We start from the raw sequence: 15754 nt of genomic DNA on the forward strand, positions 1-15754 counted from the left end.
AGATCGGCGCGTTCGCCGTGTCGATCAGCTGCGTCAGGTCGTTCGCAACGCGCTCCTGTTCTTCAGTTGTTTCTTGAAGGTCATTAACAATGGAAGTAATCCAACGCCAAACCCAACGCGCTTCATAAATGAAGTAATTAGACATCCTTTGAGAGAATGGATCATCCTCGGCGAGACTTTTTATTTCAGTCATACCCTTGCCAAGGGCGGTGTCTAAGAAGCGCTGGAGCGCCAACGTTAGAGCAGATACTGCTACGAGACCTATGAAAACCGCGACTGCAAGGACGCTGAAGCGATCCGTAATCCTGCCGTGCAGAACCGCAATCACTTCCGTTAACGGCATTAAAACTACGTAAGATATTTCATCTGAAAATTCCGGCTTAATAACAGAATACTTGTAGCTTTCCCGCCACTTATTCAGGTCGACATTTTCGGCTTCAAGTGGTACAAAAACGTCCAACTCGCGATCCAAATAGTGAGAACCTGCAAGTGCCTCCGGGAGGTCGAAGTAAGGAACTTCTGAAACACCCATCACGCCAGTGCCCCAAAAAACATTCCAACCTTTTTCTAAAAGGTGTTCCTCTTTTACTTCGCTAAAAATGGTTTCGAAATCCCAAGTCGTGACCAAAAGTTCATCTCTTCTCCCCAAAGCAATACTGCGAAGCATTCTACCGTCCATCGTTAGATGCGGGAATGATCCGCCAATCGATTCAATTAAATCATCGATATCAAGAGACGAGATGAATTCGCTGCAATTGTCACCCGCGTGTAAGTCCCGGACAAATCTGGCTTCCCCTTTTGAATCAACGATACAGATGGAGACTACGCCTGAAGGCAAGTCTTCAGCCTCAGCAAGCCGGAATTTAGGAGCGTCCCTGAAATAGAGCAATGAGACCTGATCCGTTCTCAACGTCACTGCATTTTCCATGTCCGAAGCGAAAAAGTGAGCGTCGAAGGAAACCCGCTCAGAAGCCTCCTCCATTGCTCGGTCAAATTCCCAACCACTGGAAAAGAACATTAGCGCGACTGATGGCACTAGAATAAATGTGCTTAACCCCATGCTAAACAAGGTCGACAACCGCCATCCAATCCAGCTTTGAGGCACAGTCGCGAGCTTCCCGAGCAGGGGCCGCAACAACAACAAGATCAAGTAGGCAAGCACTACGTTTACAAGCCCATTAATACCTTGCTTCAAACCAATCACGGCGACCGTACTGCCGGGGAGCCCCAAGCCGTAAGTGTAAGTTAGATAAGCGAACGGAGCACCTATTAATGCCCAGAAAATCAGATCCAAAATAATGAGGTCGCGACGCGGCCATTCTTTACCGTAAAAAAAGCCTAGAAACGCGGCTTCTAAGCAAAGGTTCACTAATGCGTAGGCATGACCCCAAAGAAAGTAGGTGTAGGAGTGCGATATCAAGGCAACTAGCACAGCAGCCAAAGGGCCCATTAGCAACAAAGCTAATACTACAAAGACAGAGCCGAAAATGAAGTTGACGCCGAACCAAAGATCCACGTTGATAAGATTGCCTAGAAAGCCACAAATCGACAGAGCAGCTATTAGGCCAAAGCATGATATCTTTTTACCGAACTCGCTGTTACATAGCCAAAATTCATTCTTCTCGATAGGATTCCAATGGTCCGTAATCATCTTAGCTTCTCAAGGTTTTTGGCACTATTTGGCTGAGTTTGTTAACGAGAGCTTAGGCCCGTTTGAACGGCTGCTCTTGAAGAGAAATTCACTGCAAAAGCGTCAGCCATGTAAACTTTCAAAACGCCAAATGCTCTAGCTTCGCACCCTTCCGACCCAACGTTTTTAGTCGACACTACAGTACCCTCATGATTTGCAGCTAATGTGTGAGGGTTTTGCATTTTTTGTGATTTTTAGAAACCTATCCGAAATTCCCTTTATTAATCCGTCTGGGTATTTGTAGAATTAAAGAGTGGAATCTATACGCCGTTCATAGTTGGAATTCGGCCAGGCGCATGAACGTTAATTACTACTCAAACTGCACCGTTGCTGTGCTTGAAGACAACCGAGAAACCTTAAATGAAATCGAAGAGGCTCTTTCGGTTAATAACTATAATGTCGTAAGCTCTTCATCCGCATCAGAATTTGTTGAGAAAATTGAAGGCTTGGAAATTAGCCTCTACTTGTTGGATCTCGGACTTCCAGACGCGGACGGTCTCAATTTCGTGCGTGAACTCCGGCGAATAAACGACGCGGGTATCATCATTATCTCTGGGCGCTCCTCTGAAACAGACAGGGTTGTAGGCCTAGAGCTAGGCGCGGATGACTACATAGCAAAACCGTTCAGCCCGAGAGAACTTTGCGCTCGAGTTTCGAGCGTACTAAGACGTGTTGGTCAACCGAAAGTGCTTCCCACATCCAAAAATGAAGGAGCTGAGTCTAAGGAAGTTCTGCGGTTTAGCGAATGGAAGCTTGATACAAGGTCGCATCAGCTTTTCGCGCCAAACGGTGAGCAAGAATATTTAACCAATGCAGAATACTCTCTGCTCTATGTCTTTTTAAATAATCAGAACCGGGCTTTAACCCGTGATGCGCTGATCAACCAACTCAAAGGGCAAGATTGGGCTGGTTACGACCGTGCGATGGACGGATTGGTCAGTCGCCTTCGCAAGAAGTTGGCGAAATTCGAGCCTGACAAAACATATATTCGAACAGTCCACGGCGTTGGCTATCTTTTCTCAGACAACTCCTGAGGTCATTCTGAGTTTTGACGCGACACCTTAAACGCGTTTACGGTTATCCAAGAAGGTGTCGTCGTCTCAACCAGTACCACCAATTTGCGTGTCCAGAGCGCTTTAGATCATGTCCGCAATTAGCAGCACCGACATAGCGCCAAGAACGACAGTCAGGCCATATAAAAACAACCAAAATGCTTTTTCCATAGCTTCCCTCCAAAAAGGTTCGAAACCATCAATTTCAAGAGAAATCTCCGGTTTTTCATACAGCGGCTTGTAAGAACGACCGCTAGTTCCATCGATCTTAGAATCCATGTCCGTTATGCTTTTCTCAATCATTTGCCAGGCCCTCTTATGATTGTAACTTTTCCAAATTTTTTCGATTTCGATTTCGACAAGGCCAAACGGATGCGATTGGCCATTCAATGCAACTGTGTTTTTCATGACGATTTCCATTCACCCAAACCTACCGGCCTCTGGCATCCAGCAGGGGGTAGTACCAACATTTATTATCGACATAGAGCTTGAATTTTCGCCCTGAGCTCTCGATCCGCGACGGTTCAAAATTGCAGTCAGTCAGCATGTTCATTGCGACCTGCATTCGGCCTTGCAGTTCTTTGGGATCTACATTTCTGAAACCCTTATCCAAACGGATTTCCACAAACGCGGGTAAAGGACGTACCAGACTAATGTCCATGACTGTCCCTCGGACCTTTGCAGTGTAGTCCTCAACGGTTTCAGCGATTACTGGCGGCGTCAAAAGAAGTGACGTCAAGCCGATCGCAAAAATTTGGGCAGTCGCTTGGAATTTAGCAAACCTGTTACGTGCATTCATCATGGCAGAATCTCTATTTTGACCTCATAGGTAGGGTTGACGCCTACGTTAATAGCCAAAACTTTTGGGATGATTATGTGAGCAAGAACAAAAGTTGTCGAAAGGTTGTGAAATTTCCAAAATGAAAATTCTACAACATTTCTGCTTCTAAAATGTCAGCGACCCAACCAAACATATTTCGGGTATCTTTGCGGATGGCTGTTGAAAAACCTGCTAACTTTCAACACGGCATTCGTACAAAGTTGGCGCTGCGCCCACACGACTAAGGGGCAAATGAAAGCTATTTTCAGCGAGAAAAACTGTCGTAAAATTGCGGATGTGCAAAATACTATAGCGGGATGAACTAGGGGACTTCTATCAAAACCGGCCAATTGAGATTGGATGTTACTGTCGGATAGAAAAAGCTGCAGTTACAGAAAACAGACTCAATGTGGGTGAAGGAAAAGCTGGCGGAGCAGCCGTCCTACAAGTCTCAATTAAGTATAGCGAAGCGTTTTTGGGAGCTGCCCAAAACAGTGATGAAATTTCAGGTTTCGGTTACTTCGATGAAATGGATTTAAAGTTTCTCAGCCGATCGAGTCGAATGCCAAATGTCAAAATAAATCAGCCCGTCTCGCATTTGGGTGACATTCGCGAAACGGGCTGATCACGCTCAAGGCGTAGGCAGGTGTCAATTGGGACGTTTAGCGACAGAGATGCTGCCCAGAAAACCGCGCAAATCTTTCGAATTTTTGGGCTCTGGGATTAGAATATCGCCAAACTCAGGTGCAAACTCCAAATTCTGAACTGCTTCAGCGTTTGGAGCCATAAGGACAACTGGAAGGTCGGGGCAAATAATTCTGACTCTTTCAACCGCTTCTAGCAGTTCGTCACAATCAACTACCCAATCCAAACGGATCAGAAACAGTCGCCATGCATCTGGATCCTCAATCAACGCCTCAAGCGCGAGGTCCATCTCGCTCGTGTAGCTCAACTCATGACCAACCGCACCGAACATTTTGGCGCAATTTGCAAGTGATGGTGACGAACGAGCGACCAGCAAGGCTGAGGGGCTGGAGTGTCTAACTTGATGATGGGTGCGGAGTAGCCTCTCAAGTTTAGCCGAGTGCGTGAGTTCGTCCGGAAAGACCGAACGGACCAAGCCTGAAAGTAAGCTACCTTGGAAACCCATCTTTCTCATCCTTTACTGGTCGTGACAGGTTGATATTAGCAACGCGGCTTTGCAGCCTTTTGTCAGGTTTGTGCAAATTTGTGCGTAAAAAATAAAAATTTAAATGGCTCTTTCTTTTAGGATATTCGGCCGACCCTCCGAACCGCTGAAATAAGAGAATTCCTTTAAAATAGTAGACGCCGAGCGAAAGTTGCGTCGACTCACACAAACGAAACACCGGGGTTTGCGGTCAAAATAAAAATCTGTGAAGCAAGTTGTGAGACTGAACCCGCACTGCACCACAGGTCATGACAAACGCCACCCATAAGATCTCCTAAGCTGTTTACGGGGATCTGTTTGGTGCGCGGGGTTCGTAGACTTGATCAGGACGCAACCGATAGGTGATTTCCTCGTAAACGAGCTTTATGAGACGGCACGATCCCGAGCCCTAGGTTGTGCAGGAGAGACCGCAATTCTTCGTTCAAATCTTCGACTATTAGGTAACCAAGCCTGTCGCCAGCACAACACAATGCTAAGACCAGACTTTTCTCTGCCTCTGTCAACTCAAAGGCGTCGATATTAGTGCGAATGCTACCGCCCAAATTTCCACGGAAGTCGCCAAAGCCAGTCCAGGACAGCGGTTCGAAGTACTGATCTTTAACTGGTTTTGATGTTTCCAACACAAAACGATACGGATAAACGGTATTATCACCACCCAAAAGTCGTCGATCTGAATCGTCGACCTTATTTAGGTGGACATCAACACCAATATGATTCCTTATTTGTAGGCAATAGTTGGAGCTCGCATTTACACTCGGTAATTGAACCGAATAAACAGGCATTGGAGCCGCTAGAATACAGCACGCAAGTCCTAGCATCTGCGGATCAGGCTTTCGATCTACACCCCAGAAGTGAAGTCGATCGACAAACGGGACAGGCTCATATTCCGCTGCACGTAATCTAACGGTGAGAGCGCGTTTTTCACGATGATAGGAAAACTCAAACCTCACCAAAAATCTCCATTCAGACCATTGTTCGTGTAGGGTTCAAACTTACAGTTCCCGATGGAGTTGGCAGTATTTAGAACCTGACGCAATTTTGCTTGCGACGGGAACGATCCAAGTAAGACATGGACCCCCTCCTGTGGCTCATTTACCCGAAAGAATTGCACCGAATTTTCTTCGATATCGATCTCTAAAAGCCCACAATTAAGAAGCTTTGAGATTTCTTCAAAGTCGGAAATAAGGTTTGAAACGACACACCGATGCCCTTTGGGAACCTCAAGAGCATCAAGCCCTATTACTTCATCACCATTATCAAGCTCTGCCTCTGATACCAATCCAACATTCACTACTTGAGAAAAGGTTTGAAAGGCTTCAGATATCTCTCCAACATCCATGACTCTTGAGCTTTGTAGAACAAGCTTGGTTTCTCCACCGAAACCCTTCCAGCACGGTTCAAATCTAACCCCGCCGGCAACACAAGAGTCCGCATCAGACAGTGGGTCAAATCCTAAGAAGAGCGCATCCTCCATCATCATTTCTATTCGGAACCGCCCAAAGCCGCTTGGTAGAAGTTGGAGCATGTCTGTCGGAGTCGGAAACCCAGAAACCCAAAGGTCTCGAATTTCGGACTTTTGAACAGCTTCAATGAATGCTTCGCCGACAAAGTATCTGTATGTGTTGTTGGTGTATCTGGATACATCTCTTTGGTCGGTGTGACCCGAGCTGGAGACACTGTTCCTATGAAGCCGTCTAAAGCAATGAAACCTGCCTGAATGCGGGATTTTCAAACCGGCAACCAACATACGAACACACAATTCATAGTCAGAGCCAAGTACCATCGTTTCATCGTAACGAAATCGCTTCAGAACATCTTTCCGGTAGAAACCCGTGCTGTGCAGCGTGATTTTGCCTGGATGAGCCATCATCTCGTCTACATTGCGTCTTTGCCCCCGGTAAGACGACAACCTTCCACTATCTTCGTCAAATTCGATCCAGCTCGAATGGCACCCGTGAGACGCTTGAACCTTTGAGATACAGCTAATTTGCTCCGCAAACCTTTCTGGAAACGAGATGTCGTCATCATCGTGAACCGCAATATAGAAACCTCGGGCTAGGTCAGTGATTGCGTTGCGCGCTTTCGGAATTGATTTTTCGTCGATGTAATGAACGTGGATGTCCAAATCTGGATATTCTTCTTGGAGCTCTCTTTCCGACAACCGAAGATCAGGGTCCGAACCGTTTTCACAAATACGAACCTCAAAGTCAGTGAAGGATTGGTTCCTCAATGACTGCAGACACTCCAGAAGCTGTTGATTTCTTTTCGGGCGAGCTGAAGTCGCAAGAGCAACGGTTATAGCTGGCGGAAAAGCACCTAAACCCTGGTAATTTGAGAACTGAAACGGGCTGGAGCGAAAGATCGTTTCATCTTGAAGGAGCTGGCTTTTTTTGGCGGGTGTAAAGCGATTGCTGAGTTTCGCCGCAGAAGGGCCATGTCTCTGATGAAGCACATTTTGCGTCGGATAATTTATTACAGATTTCCCATAGTTGCGAAGCCGTCTGCAAATATCATTGTCTTCGCCCCCATAATCAAAAAAACGCGTATCAAAGCCTCCGATCTCAATTAAGTCGTGGCGATTGAAAAGATTGCAGGCACCCTCACCCCAAGACGGTCTCAACCTAGCATTTGCGACGTGACCATTTTCGAGATCATAATCTGTGACTTGGATGTTATAGAATGAAACTTCTCCATCCATAACGTGCAGAATGAGTTTCTGGAATTCGTCAGCGCCTAATTCAAAGCGCACATCTGCGTCAATCTTTAGAATTACATCGCACTTGGCTTCAGTGATCCCAATATTATTTGCCTCGCTCAAACACCAGGTGTCAGCTTCGACCCGTACAACTCTTGCATTCTCAAGTATCGCAAGAGGCACTTCAGAACCAAAATCAACAACGATGATTTCTTCGATTAGACGATATTGAGAAAGCGCGTCTATACAAGCTTGGAGACGCTCAACGCACCAATCCCGGAATGAGACTATTGCAGTAACCATAGGTCCTCGGAAAGTTTTTGCACGCCTTAATCCAAGCGTCGAAGGCACTTACGGCCAGCTACGCTCCCTTAAACTCTGCCAACGGAAGTGGAGGGCTTTACGCTTCACTGCCTACAAAGCTGTAGAATTCACGAGAGCATAATTCCGCAGATACTCCGCTACCGCTCGCTACGCCGCTTAGAAGCACTGCGATCGCTTCAGTAGTGGAAATAAATCCACTTGGCGTATTTACGACCCCACCACCCATAGCCATTAACGCTCCTACACGCTCGGCACGTTCGGCACCGGACATGTCAACGCAAGCGCTTGCCTCTGAAGCTATTGTGGCTGTCGCAAGCGCAACCAATCCTAACTTCCTGTATTTTTCCAGATTTTTCTCTGTCGGCATCGATTTCCCTCAACTTCCATACCCCGAAATGACTTAACACATTCGCTTCACGGACTTGCTGAAATCACGCGGGACATTAGCAGAGATCTTAATTGAACCGACATCAAAAGCATGTTCAGTTTGTTGAAAGTTGTGTGAAACATGTGAAAATTCCGGATTCGACCCGCCAGCAGAGAAGCCTCGCACTGCGAATGCACCTGATGTCAATTCATAGTGAAAGCCGGGTTAGAATTGTAGGTCAAAGGCTCCTTAAGCTGCCCCCCAAGAGCAGGCATCAAGCAATTCGTACGAACGTCTTTGTCGCTAAACGAACAATATTTAAGCTCTTGACCGGCGCTAATATTTAGCCGCGCCGACAGGCGTATGATTTTTGCACAACTTTCCAAAAGAACCAGAAAACTGCGGCAAAAAATCTGCAAAACGAAATTGTAACTGTTGGCCAAATCCACAGGTAGGCCGGCGGTCAAAGTGATCTCTTTTCAGTTCGGCGACCACCAAACGATCGAGAGCCACTTTGATGAGCGACACCAGCGCGACCACCATACCCGGCGAAACTGGGGCATTCGAACAGTTTTTAGCGTTTGCCATACTTTTCGTGGCTGTCTTAGCATTCCTTGCATTTGTTTTGCTTGCGCTGTTGTGGGCGCTCTACGCTGTTAAGAGTTTAATCGGGATCGACTTGTTCTCCGGGTATCACTTGGGAGATCACATCGAATTACTCCGCTATGCCCGAGTGAATTGATGCTCCAGTTTCAGAAAGCATCTCCTTTGTCGGTGTCGACATTCTTCAGAAAATACCGAGGGGACACCCACAGCTGGTCTTATGGCTTTTGGGATGCCAGCGCCCTCTTTGCGGTGTCAGGTGTCGGTATCGAAGGCACCCAAAAGTTTGGCCAAGCATCACGCACCAGTTCACCAACCCCCGATAGCTCAATTTTTCGGGGTGAGTTAGTAATCAAAAACAATCAAGGCTTGATATGACCATCTACCTACTACGTTTGCTCGCCGTTCTCTCTGTGATTAGTGTCGGCGCGTGTTCAAGTGCAACCACAAGCACCAAAAACAACGCCCCCCAAATACTCACAATGGGAGATTCACTGCTTGCATGGAATCGAAATTCTGGCAGGTCGATTTCAGACGCTGTTGAGAAAGGCCTTGGTATTGCAGTAGTCGATCGATCCAGAAGCGGGGCGTTTATGAGGTATTCGCTCCCGATTACCGGGGCGCTCGGAGCTGATATCAACAAACAATATGTCAGTGGCGATTGGGATTGGGTCATCCTAAACGGTGGCGGGAACGACCTCTGGCTAGGTTGCGGCTGTATGAAGTGCGATCGCAAACTCGAAAAGCTTATTGCCAAAAACGGCCAATCAGGAACAGTTCCCAATCTGGTTTCCAAGATCCGCTCTGAGGGCGCTCAAGTAATTTATGTCGGCTATCTACGAACGCCCGGCGTCACCTCGCCCGTCGAGCATTGCACAGACGAAGGAGAGGAGTTTGAGCGGCGACTAGAGAGACTCTCCAAATCTGATCGGGGGATCCATTTCTTGTCGCTAGCGGGAATGGTTCCAGAAGGAAGTCGGGACTACCACTGGGTTGATCTGGTTCATCCCTCGGTTTTGGCCAGCGAGGAAATAGGCGAAAGGATCACCAACATCATTCTTAACAACCAACTGGCCGATTATCGACCTTGATACCGCACCATAGAACTCGGTGAACAATTATCAGCTCAACTGTCCTACAGACAAAGATAAACCAACTGGGAGTGGCGCGAAAGGCCGCTCCCGCATGTCATCACGAACAAGAGATCAGTTCGACTTGGCACCCCAAAATTCGGAGGAAATATGCGAAAGTGGCTCCTTATCCTATCTCTGACAACTGCAATCCTTTCACAAAAGGCACTTGCCGAAGAGGGAGGTTCACCATTGGCGCCGGACATGATGATGATCCAGCTTGGATCGCATCACTCAAATCTTAGTGCGCCACGCAATATCGGCAGTTTCGAATCTTTTAATCCCGGGGTGATCTTCTCATGGGAGGTAAATTCAAGCAGAGGGTCGATATCTGCTGGAGTATTCAGAAATTCATATGGAAGTCCAAGCCCAGTTCTTTCCTATAGTCACCGGCTCAAAGATTTTGAAACGGGGTATGTTGCTGCTTTCGCAGGTATTGCTGACTATGGTTCAGATGCAGAGTTTGTGAACAACGGCGGTTTGGGTAGTTTGGTCCCCTTGGCGGGTCTTCATATACGCCATCGCAATTTCTATGGTCAGCTTATTCCTGCGAAAGAGGAAGCAGGATGGGGCGCCATCGTCGTTTTTGGTCTCCAATTTGATCTTTGAAGAAGCCCCAGCATTGCGGGACTCTAAACTTCAGAATACAGCTTATCGCAAGGTTTCAGTTGAATGGTAGGCCGTTAGCCCCCTTGATCCGCACGTTGGGTGGCGCCGTAGATTGAAGCGAGTGCCCGCAACCTGCCCAAACAAAAAAGGCGCGGTCCAAGCCCCGCGCCTTTATCACGATGTTTCGTGAGGTGGGTTGGCCTTAGTTGGCCAATCCCTTTTTCTGTGTGATTGCGGCTTCGCGTTCCGCTTTCCTTTTCGCCTTGTCTTTGGCGATCTCGGCCTTGCGGGTTGCGACCAGTTTGGTCACCTCATCGGGGCGCATGACGTGCGTTGCGATGATCTCTGCCGCCTTGGCTGAAGCCGTGATCTCGGCGGCCACGAAGAACTGGGCCAGTCCCTCAGGAACGTGCTCCAACTCTTTTAGGATAGCGTCCAGCTTGTTCGCTGTATGGGTTTTAAGGGCCTCTTTGGCCTCGTCTGCCTCCAAGGCGATTTGAACTTCGCGGAGGGCTTTCAGTGTAGATTTGTTGCTCATAGGTTTTACCTCATAAATTTTTTGTTTTGAGCTTAGCGCGGGTGCGCTGGTGAGTGCCTTGAGGAACAAATCCTGGTTGCTCCACTCGGCTCCCCCTTAGGTCTGTCTCCTCGCCAATTTTTCAAAACGGATTTCTGCAATTTTCTCAAAATTATTTTTCAGGCCCTCGGTCTCGACTGGGTTTCGCCCATTTCTGAACCTGCCCATGAAGCTTCGACAGCTGTGCCGCCAAAGACGGTCGCGCGGCACTGAGCGCCTTCCGCGCCTGCTCCGGGAGAGAGCCCGCCATCTTGACGATCACCGCGTCAGCCTTGCGGATCTGCTCAAGTGCGCCACGCACCTCATCTTGAGCCTCCTCGCGGGCTTTCCGCTGAAGAACCGACAGGGCGCTCCCAAAGAGTCCACGCGCATGTTTGACTTTTGGCGGCTGGTTCTCGTCGGCCTTCTCATCGAGGAACCGGGTATCCCCTTTCGCCACAGCTTCAGCGATGCTCAGCACCGCATCGGCCGTCTTTTCCTTCTTCGCGACGGCCTTGTCTTTCTCCGCCAGCTTGCGCTCCTGCTCCTTCCGCCAGTCCGCAGGGCTGACATGCTCGCGATGTTCAGGGACATTAATCGGCTCTTCCCCCTCACGCAGCTTTCGATTGTGCTCTCGCGCTTCGCGGATCGCCTTGGCCCGCTGCTCGCCGCGTTTGAGTCCAAGCTCTTCAAACCATTCCCCTACACTGTCCTGCGCTGCTTCGTAGTTGCGGATCATCTCGTGTTTTGACGGCTGCAGCATGCGTCGCCGGTCTTTGGTCTCGCTGCGCGGCAGGACGACAGCATGGATGTGATAGGCCTGTTCATCGCGATCGGCGCGCGCATGCACGAGGTCGTCGCCAAAGTGTTCTTTCAACAATGACACCGCTAAGGCTTCGAACCGCGCCTCCCGGTTTTCCCCGAAGACGTCGTCGTAGCTCTCGAAGTCAAAATCAGCGAACCATTCTTTGTTCGCCGTGAGGGTGATCTCTCGCATCGGCCCATGCCGAGTGTTTCGCCACGGATCGCGCGGCCCTTCGACAATGCGCTTCTTGGCTTCTGCTTTGCGACGACGCTTGCGCAATCTCTCAAGCTCTAGCGCGTAGTTGTGCGCCGTCATCTCCTCGATCTCTTCGCGCACCTGCCGCGCCCAGTCATCACCGCCGACCAATAGCTGGTTCCGGGAACTGCGCTCCCGGTCCACATGGCCGAGGTCACCGCCCTCTCGGGTTCTGTGTTTCTCGTAGCCGCCGAGATCATTGGGGAACATGCCCTGCATCCGCATCACCACGGGATGCTTCGTCTCTTTCGTCATTGTCCTGCTCCGTTCTTTTGGAGCTTAGGAAGTGGTGGCATCCTCGACTTTCCGGAAACGCAGGTTCGATCTGAGAGGTCGATGGATGGCATGAGTGGTGATGTAGGGGTCTCTACTCACTAAACAGCCCGCGCAGTTTCCGATGGAACCCGCGCGGGCTGTCGTTCGCCGGGGCGCTGCCCCGGACCCCGCGCCTGTCCAGCGGGAACGCCTGTTCGGCGGGAAGCCCTGCGCGGCCGGCGGCAGGGTCATCGTTCCGCACTCCCCCTGCACCCCCTGCTCGCAAGGGGGGCTCGCCGCTCCTTACCATCCCCGGCGTCTCCGACGGCGCGGGGGATGTCCGTTCTGCACATCTCCCCCGCGACCCCCTTTTGGTGCTCGGTTTGGTTGTTGGGGCATGGCCCTAGAGCCTGCAAGGGTTGGGCGTGTGGCGTTTCTTCAATCTCAGAAAGGAATGGTTCATGACAGACCACCCTCAACCAAACTGGCAAGACAGCCTGCAGCCGGGCGATATCGTCGCATTCCGCTTTCCACATAAAGACAAAAGCGGCGCGGCGCCGAAGACCCGGCCCACCCTGGTGCTCGCCAAAGCAAAAGTGGCCGACCAGACCTTCGTTGCCCTCGCCTACGGGACAACGAAGATTAAGAAGCGTCGGACCGCTTATCACATTCCGGTCACATCCGAAGAGGAGCGCAAGGTGGCTGGTCTCGACCGACCAACCGTCTTTGACGGGGCGCGGCGGATCGTTGTAGCTGCAGAGAACTCCAACTTCAGCGTCCGTCGCGATATCGGCAGCCCGGTGATCGGACGACTGACTTGCGGATCGCTGCATCGCATGTTCGCGGTGTCGGCCACCATCCGGGCGCATCAGCGCAAACGGCGCGACCAATTCGGGCGCCTGAAGCTCGGTCGCCCATCGTCACATCAATCCCGTTCAATGCTAAAGCCCGAGGAGGCGTCTCATGTCTGACGATCAGATGGAAACCGCCATCCTTCGGGCGCTGGAACTCGTGCCTGCAGCCAACACTGCGCTGAATGACCTCGATCACCGTTTCGACAGCCGCGAGCGTTGGAGGGTTCATGAGTTCTGCGGCCGCTTGGACGCGGGCAAGATCTTCGAAGATAGGGACATCTACGACCTCGAAGACTTGCTAGCCCCGATTCAGGCCGAGATCGAGCTCGGGTGGATGACGCATTGGGTCCATGACGAGAACCATGCTGCCGGTGGCTGGTCTGAGACGATCTTGCTGCCTGCCGCGGCGGAGCTCGAAGCCAAGACACGCCCACTATCGTTGCTCCGGGATGCTCTTGTCCTCGTCCGTAATCTGAGGCGGACCGAAGACGTTCTCATCAAGATGCTCGAACAACGGCACCGCTGATCGAACCTTCCGGGGGCACCAACCGTGCCCTCGGAGGCCAATTCAAACCTCAAATTTTTTTTAAAAATAAAAAGCGCCATGTCTTCAGAGCCCACGAGAGGCAGATCAAAAAATGAGGACAGGCAATGATCCAAAAACCGAACCCATCCAGCATCCGCCTCGAGGCGGCCAACGACAACCCCGGCGGCACAAATTGCTCTGAGATCCCACTCACCGCGTTCGTCACCGTCTTGGCGCGCGCCTATGTGGCCCGCACCGTTAAAGCAGAGGAGCAATCCGCATGAGCCAACCGAACCGCAAGGCCCGCCGCGCCGCAGGTGCGACCACCTCGGATACAAAACCGCAAAACCCGAAGGCCGTTCTCTACGCGCGATATTCGACAAAGGTCCAGAACGAGATGTCTTGTGAAGACCAATTGGCTCTGGCGCGCGAAGCTGCGGCCCGTTTGGACATGGAGGTCGCAGGGGAGTTTTCTGATGCCGCAATGTCAGGACGTTCATTGCTTGGAAATCGTCCAGGCATTTGTGCGATGAAGGATCGCGTTACCCGTGGTGACATTTCGGCAGTGATTGTCGAAGGTATCGAACGGATCGGCCGTCGCGCCGCGGACGTCAGCACGCTCTCCGACTGGTTCGAAAGCCGAGGCGTCGAACTTTACGCAGCACACGGCGGCAAGTTCGACTGGAAGCTGATGCCCTTTCACGCCGCGATCGCAGAATTCCAATCGCGCGAGATCGCGGACAAGACCAGACGGGGCCAGACGGGAACAACCAAACGGGGTCGTGTAGCAGCTGGGCTTGGATACGGATATCGGGTCATTCCCTGTGAAAAAGGTCTCAACCGCGAGATTATTCTAGAGGAAGCTGCCGTGGTGCGCCGGATCTTTGCGAACTATGCTTCCGGTCTTTCGCCGCGCAAAATTGCGGCCAGGCTGAACGCCGAAGGTGTCCCATCCCCCACCGGCGGAAAGTGGAATGACTCGACCATTCGCGGCAATGCCAAGAAGCGGGATGGCATGCTGCGCAACGAAGCCTATGTCGGTGCGATTGTCTACGGCCGCAACCAGTTTTCTTACGATCCAGATACCGGGCGACGGATTTCCCGACCGACTAGTGAGGCACATCGCATTGTCTTCGGGGAAGCACCGGAACTGGCAATAATCGACGACGACGTCTGGAACGCCGTGCAAGAACGGCTGGAAGTCACCCATGCGACCTTTGCTGGCAAAACCGCCCCGCTGAACCAAAGCCACCGCGCACGTTATCTGCTTAACGGGATCGTCAAATGCGGCTGCTGAGGAGGTGGCTTCACACTCGTCGGCAAGGAACGCTACGGATGCTACAATCGCAAGACACGTGGTCATCAGGAATGCAGCAATAGCCGCACCATCACCCGTGACAAACTAGAGGCACGCGTTCTGGCGCGGCTCCGGTCTGGGCTGATGACACCGACCTTCGCCAAACATTTCGCGGACGAGGTGCAGCGCCTATTGGCCGAAGAGGCTGTGAACTCCAAACCCTCGCGTGAAGGCATCGAGAGGCGCCTCGCTAAAGCGGAATCCGCAATCGAGCGCCTGCTTGATCGCCTTGAATCCAACGACGCCAGCGAGGCCTTGCTTGGACGCCTGCAAAGCCGCGAGGCAGAACGCGATGCCTTACGAACGGAGCTTGCTTCAGCCAGCGATACAAAACAGTTCGTTGCTCCCTCTTTGGACGAGCTGCAAGAGATCTACCAGGATCAACTCGCGCGCCTCGAGGGACTTCTGACCGGCAGCGACGAGATCGTGGCGGCAAATGCCCTTCTCAGGGAGATGCTTGGCGAGGTGCGTCTGTGGGGGGATCCGGAGGCCCGTGACGGAATGCGGATCGAGATACAGGGCGACCTGTCCTCGGCCTTTCAGGGGGCTACGGAAACGCCTGAAAGCGGCCCTTGGGCCGATCTTTTGTCATTTTGTCAGATTTCGTTGGTTGCGGGAGCAGGATTTGAACCTGCGACCTTCAGGTTATGAGCCTGACGAGCTACCG

20 protein-coding genes are annotated in these 15754 nt (G+C 51.1%); 9 read left to right on the forward strand and 11 right to left on the reverse strand.

Annotation, left to right across the window (positions count from 1 at the left end; translation table 11 throughout):
- Window positions 1–1651 (reverse strand): ECF transporter S component family protein (locus tag CLM58_RS00005; RefSeq protein ID WP_198950940.1); only part of this gene is annotated, 1651 nt, incomplete at its 3' end.
- Window positions 1652–1986: 335 nt separating this feature from the next.
- Between CLM58_RS00005 and CLM58_RS00010 the strand changes: the two genes are divergently transcribed.
- The gene (locus CLM58_RS00010) at window positions 1987–2724 is read left to right on the forward strand and encodes a response regulator transcription factor (protein ID WP_095593888.1); all 738 of its coding nucleotides are present in this window, start codon (window positions 1987–1989) and stop codon (window positions 2722–2724) included.
- A 102-nt stretch (window positions 2725–2826) separates the two neighbouring features.
- Here CLM58_RS00010 and CLM58_RS00015 read toward each other — a convergent pair whose 3' ends face one another.
- Both CLM58_RS00015 and CLM58_RS00020 read right to left on the reverse strand, forming a co-directional pair.
- A complete protein-coding gene (locus tag CLM58_RS00015; RefSeq protein ID WP_143226481.1) occupies window positions 2827–3150 on the reverse strand; it encodes a hypothetical protein in 324 nt (107 codons plus the stop codon).
- Between the two features lie 22 nt (window positions 3151–3172).
- Window positions 3173–3544, reverse strand: a complete 372-nt coding sequence (locus CLM58_RS00020) for a hypothetical protein (protein ID WP_095593890.1) — start codon at window positions 3542–3544, stop codon at window positions 3173–3175.
- Between the two features lie 427 nt (window positions 3545–3971).
- Here CLM58_RS00020 and CLM58_RS16955 point away from each other — a divergent pair, with 427 nt between their 5' ends.
- Window positions 3972–4187, forward strand: coding sequence for a hypothetical protein (locus CLM58_RS16955; protein WP_143226482.1), 216 nt, complete (start codon window positions 3972–3974; stop codon window positions 4185–4187).
- 24 nt (window positions 4188–4211) lie between these two features.
- Here CLM58_RS16955 and CLM58_RS00025 read toward each other — a convergent pair whose 3' ends face one another.
- From CLM58_RS00025 to CLM58_RS17065, 5 genes are all read right to left on the reverse strand, one after another.
- Entirely contained in the window at window positions 4212–4712 is a 501-nt protein-coding gene (locus CLM58_RS00025; RefSeq protein ID WP_143226483.1) for a hypothetical protein, read from the reverse strand.
- Between the two features lie 362 nt (window positions 4713–5074).
- The gene (locus CLM58_RS16960; RefSeq protein WP_143226484.1) at window positions 5075–5701 is read right to left on the reverse strand and encodes a hypothetical protein; all 627 of its coding nucleotides are present in this window, start codon (window positions 5699–5701) and stop codon (window positions 5075–5077) included.
- Window positions 5698–7749 carry a glycosyltransferase gene (locus tag CLM58_RS00030; RefSeq protein ID WP_095593892.1) on the reverse strand — a complete coding sequence of 684 codons (2052 nt, stop codon included), beginning with the start codon at window positions 7747–7749 and terminating at the stop codon, window positions 5698–5700. The genes CLM58_RS16960 and CLM58_RS00030 overlap by 4 nt, the downstream gene beginning before the upstream one ends.
- Window positions 7750–7846: 97 nt before the next feature.
- Entirely contained in the window at window positions 7847–8137 is a 291-nt protein-coding gene (locus CLM58_RS16965) for a hypothetical protein (RefSeq protein ID WP_143226485.1), read from the reverse strand.
- A 336-nt stretch (window positions 8138–8473) separates the two neighbouring features.
- Window positions 8474–8725, reverse strand: a complete 252-nt coding sequence (locus tag CLM58_RS17065) for a hypothetical protein (RefSeq protein ID WP_158221820.1) — start codon at window positions 8723–8725, stop codon at window positions 8474–8476.
- Between the two features lie 389 nt (window positions 8726–9114).
- On the opposite strand from CLM58_RS17065, the gene CLM58_RS00040 reads away from it, so the two are divergent.
- Window positions 9115–9831 (forward strand): SGNH/GDSL hydrolase family protein, encoded by a 717-nt coding sequence (locus CLM58_RS00040; protein ID WP_095593894.1) that lies wholly within the window; start codon window positions 9115–9117, stop codon window positions 9829–9831.
- A gap of 150 nt (window positions 9832–9981) precedes the next feature.
- Window positions 9982–10479, forward strand: coding sequence for a hypothetical protein (locus tag CLM58_RS16970; protein ID WP_143226486.1), 498 nt, complete (start codon window positions 9982–9984; stop codon window positions 10477–10479).
- A gap of 202 nt (window positions 10480–10681) precedes the next feature.
- On the opposite strand, the gene CLM58_RS00045 is transcribed toward CLM58_RS16970, so the two are convergent.
- From CLM58_RS00045 to CLM58_RS17070, 3 genes are all read right to left on the reverse strand, one after another.
- A complete protein-coding gene (locus CLM58_RS00045) occupies window positions 10682–11017 on the reverse strand; it encodes a hypothetical protein (RefSeq protein ID WP_095593895.1) in 336 nt (111 codons plus the stop codon).
- Between the two features lie 151 nt (window positions 11018–11168).
- Window positions 11169–12350, reverse strand: a complete 1182-nt coding sequence (locus CLM58_RS00050) for a plasmid recombination protein (protein ID WP_095593896.1) — start codon at window positions 12348–12350, stop codon at window positions 11169–11171.
- Window positions 12351–12462: 112 nt separating this feature from the next.
- Window positions 12463–12612, reverse strand: a complete 150-nt coding sequence (locus tag CLM58_RS17070) for a hypothetical protein (protein WP_158221821.1) — start codon at window positions 12610–12612, stop codon at window positions 12463–12465.
- A gap of 199 nt (window positions 12613–12811) precedes the next feature.
- Here CLM58_RS17070 and CLM58_RS00055 point away from each other — a divergent pair, with 199 nt between their 5' ends.
- From CLM58_RS00055 to CLM58_RS00070, 5 genes are all read left to right on the forward strand, one after another.
- A complete protein-coding gene (locus CLM58_RS00055; protein ID WP_095593897.1) occupies window positions 12812–13321 on the forward strand; it encodes a type II toxin-antitoxin system PemK/MazF family toxin in 510 nt (169 codons plus the stop codon).
- Window positions 13314–13730, forward strand: a complete 417-nt coding sequence (locus CLM58_RS00060; RefSeq protein ID WP_095593898.1) for a hypothetical protein — start codon at window positions 13314–13316, stop codon at window positions 13728–13730. The genes CLM58_RS00055 and CLM58_RS00060 overlap by 8 nt, the downstream gene beginning before the upstream one ends.
- A gap of 125 nt (window positions 13731–13855) precedes the next feature.
- Window positions 13856–14014 carry a hypothetical protein gene (locus CLM58_RS17075; RefSeq protein ID WP_158221822.1) on the forward strand — a complete coding sequence of 53 codons (159 nt, stop codon included), beginning with the start codon at window positions 13856–13858 and terminating at the stop codon, window positions 14012–14014.
- Complete coding sequence (locus CLM58_RS00065; protein WP_095593899.1) at window positions 14011–15027, forward strand: recombinase family protein; 1017 nt, start codon at window positions 14011–14013, stop codon at window positions 15025–15027. Before CLM58_RS17075 ends, CLM58_RS00065 begins: the two co-directional genes overlap by 4 nt.
- Before the next feature lie 144 nt (window positions 15028–15171).
- Window positions 15172–15738, forward strand: coding sequence for a hypothetical protein (locus CLM58_RS00070; protein ID WP_095593900.1), 567 nt, complete (start codon window positions 15172–15174; stop codon window positions 15736–15738).
- Window positions 15739–15754 lie beyond the last annotated feature (16 nt).

The organism is Actibacterium pelagium (genome assembly GCF_002285415.1).
Lineage (GTDB): Bacteria > Pseudomonadota > Alphaproteobacteria > Rhodobacterales > Rhodobacteraceae > Actibacterium_B > Actibacterium_B pelagium.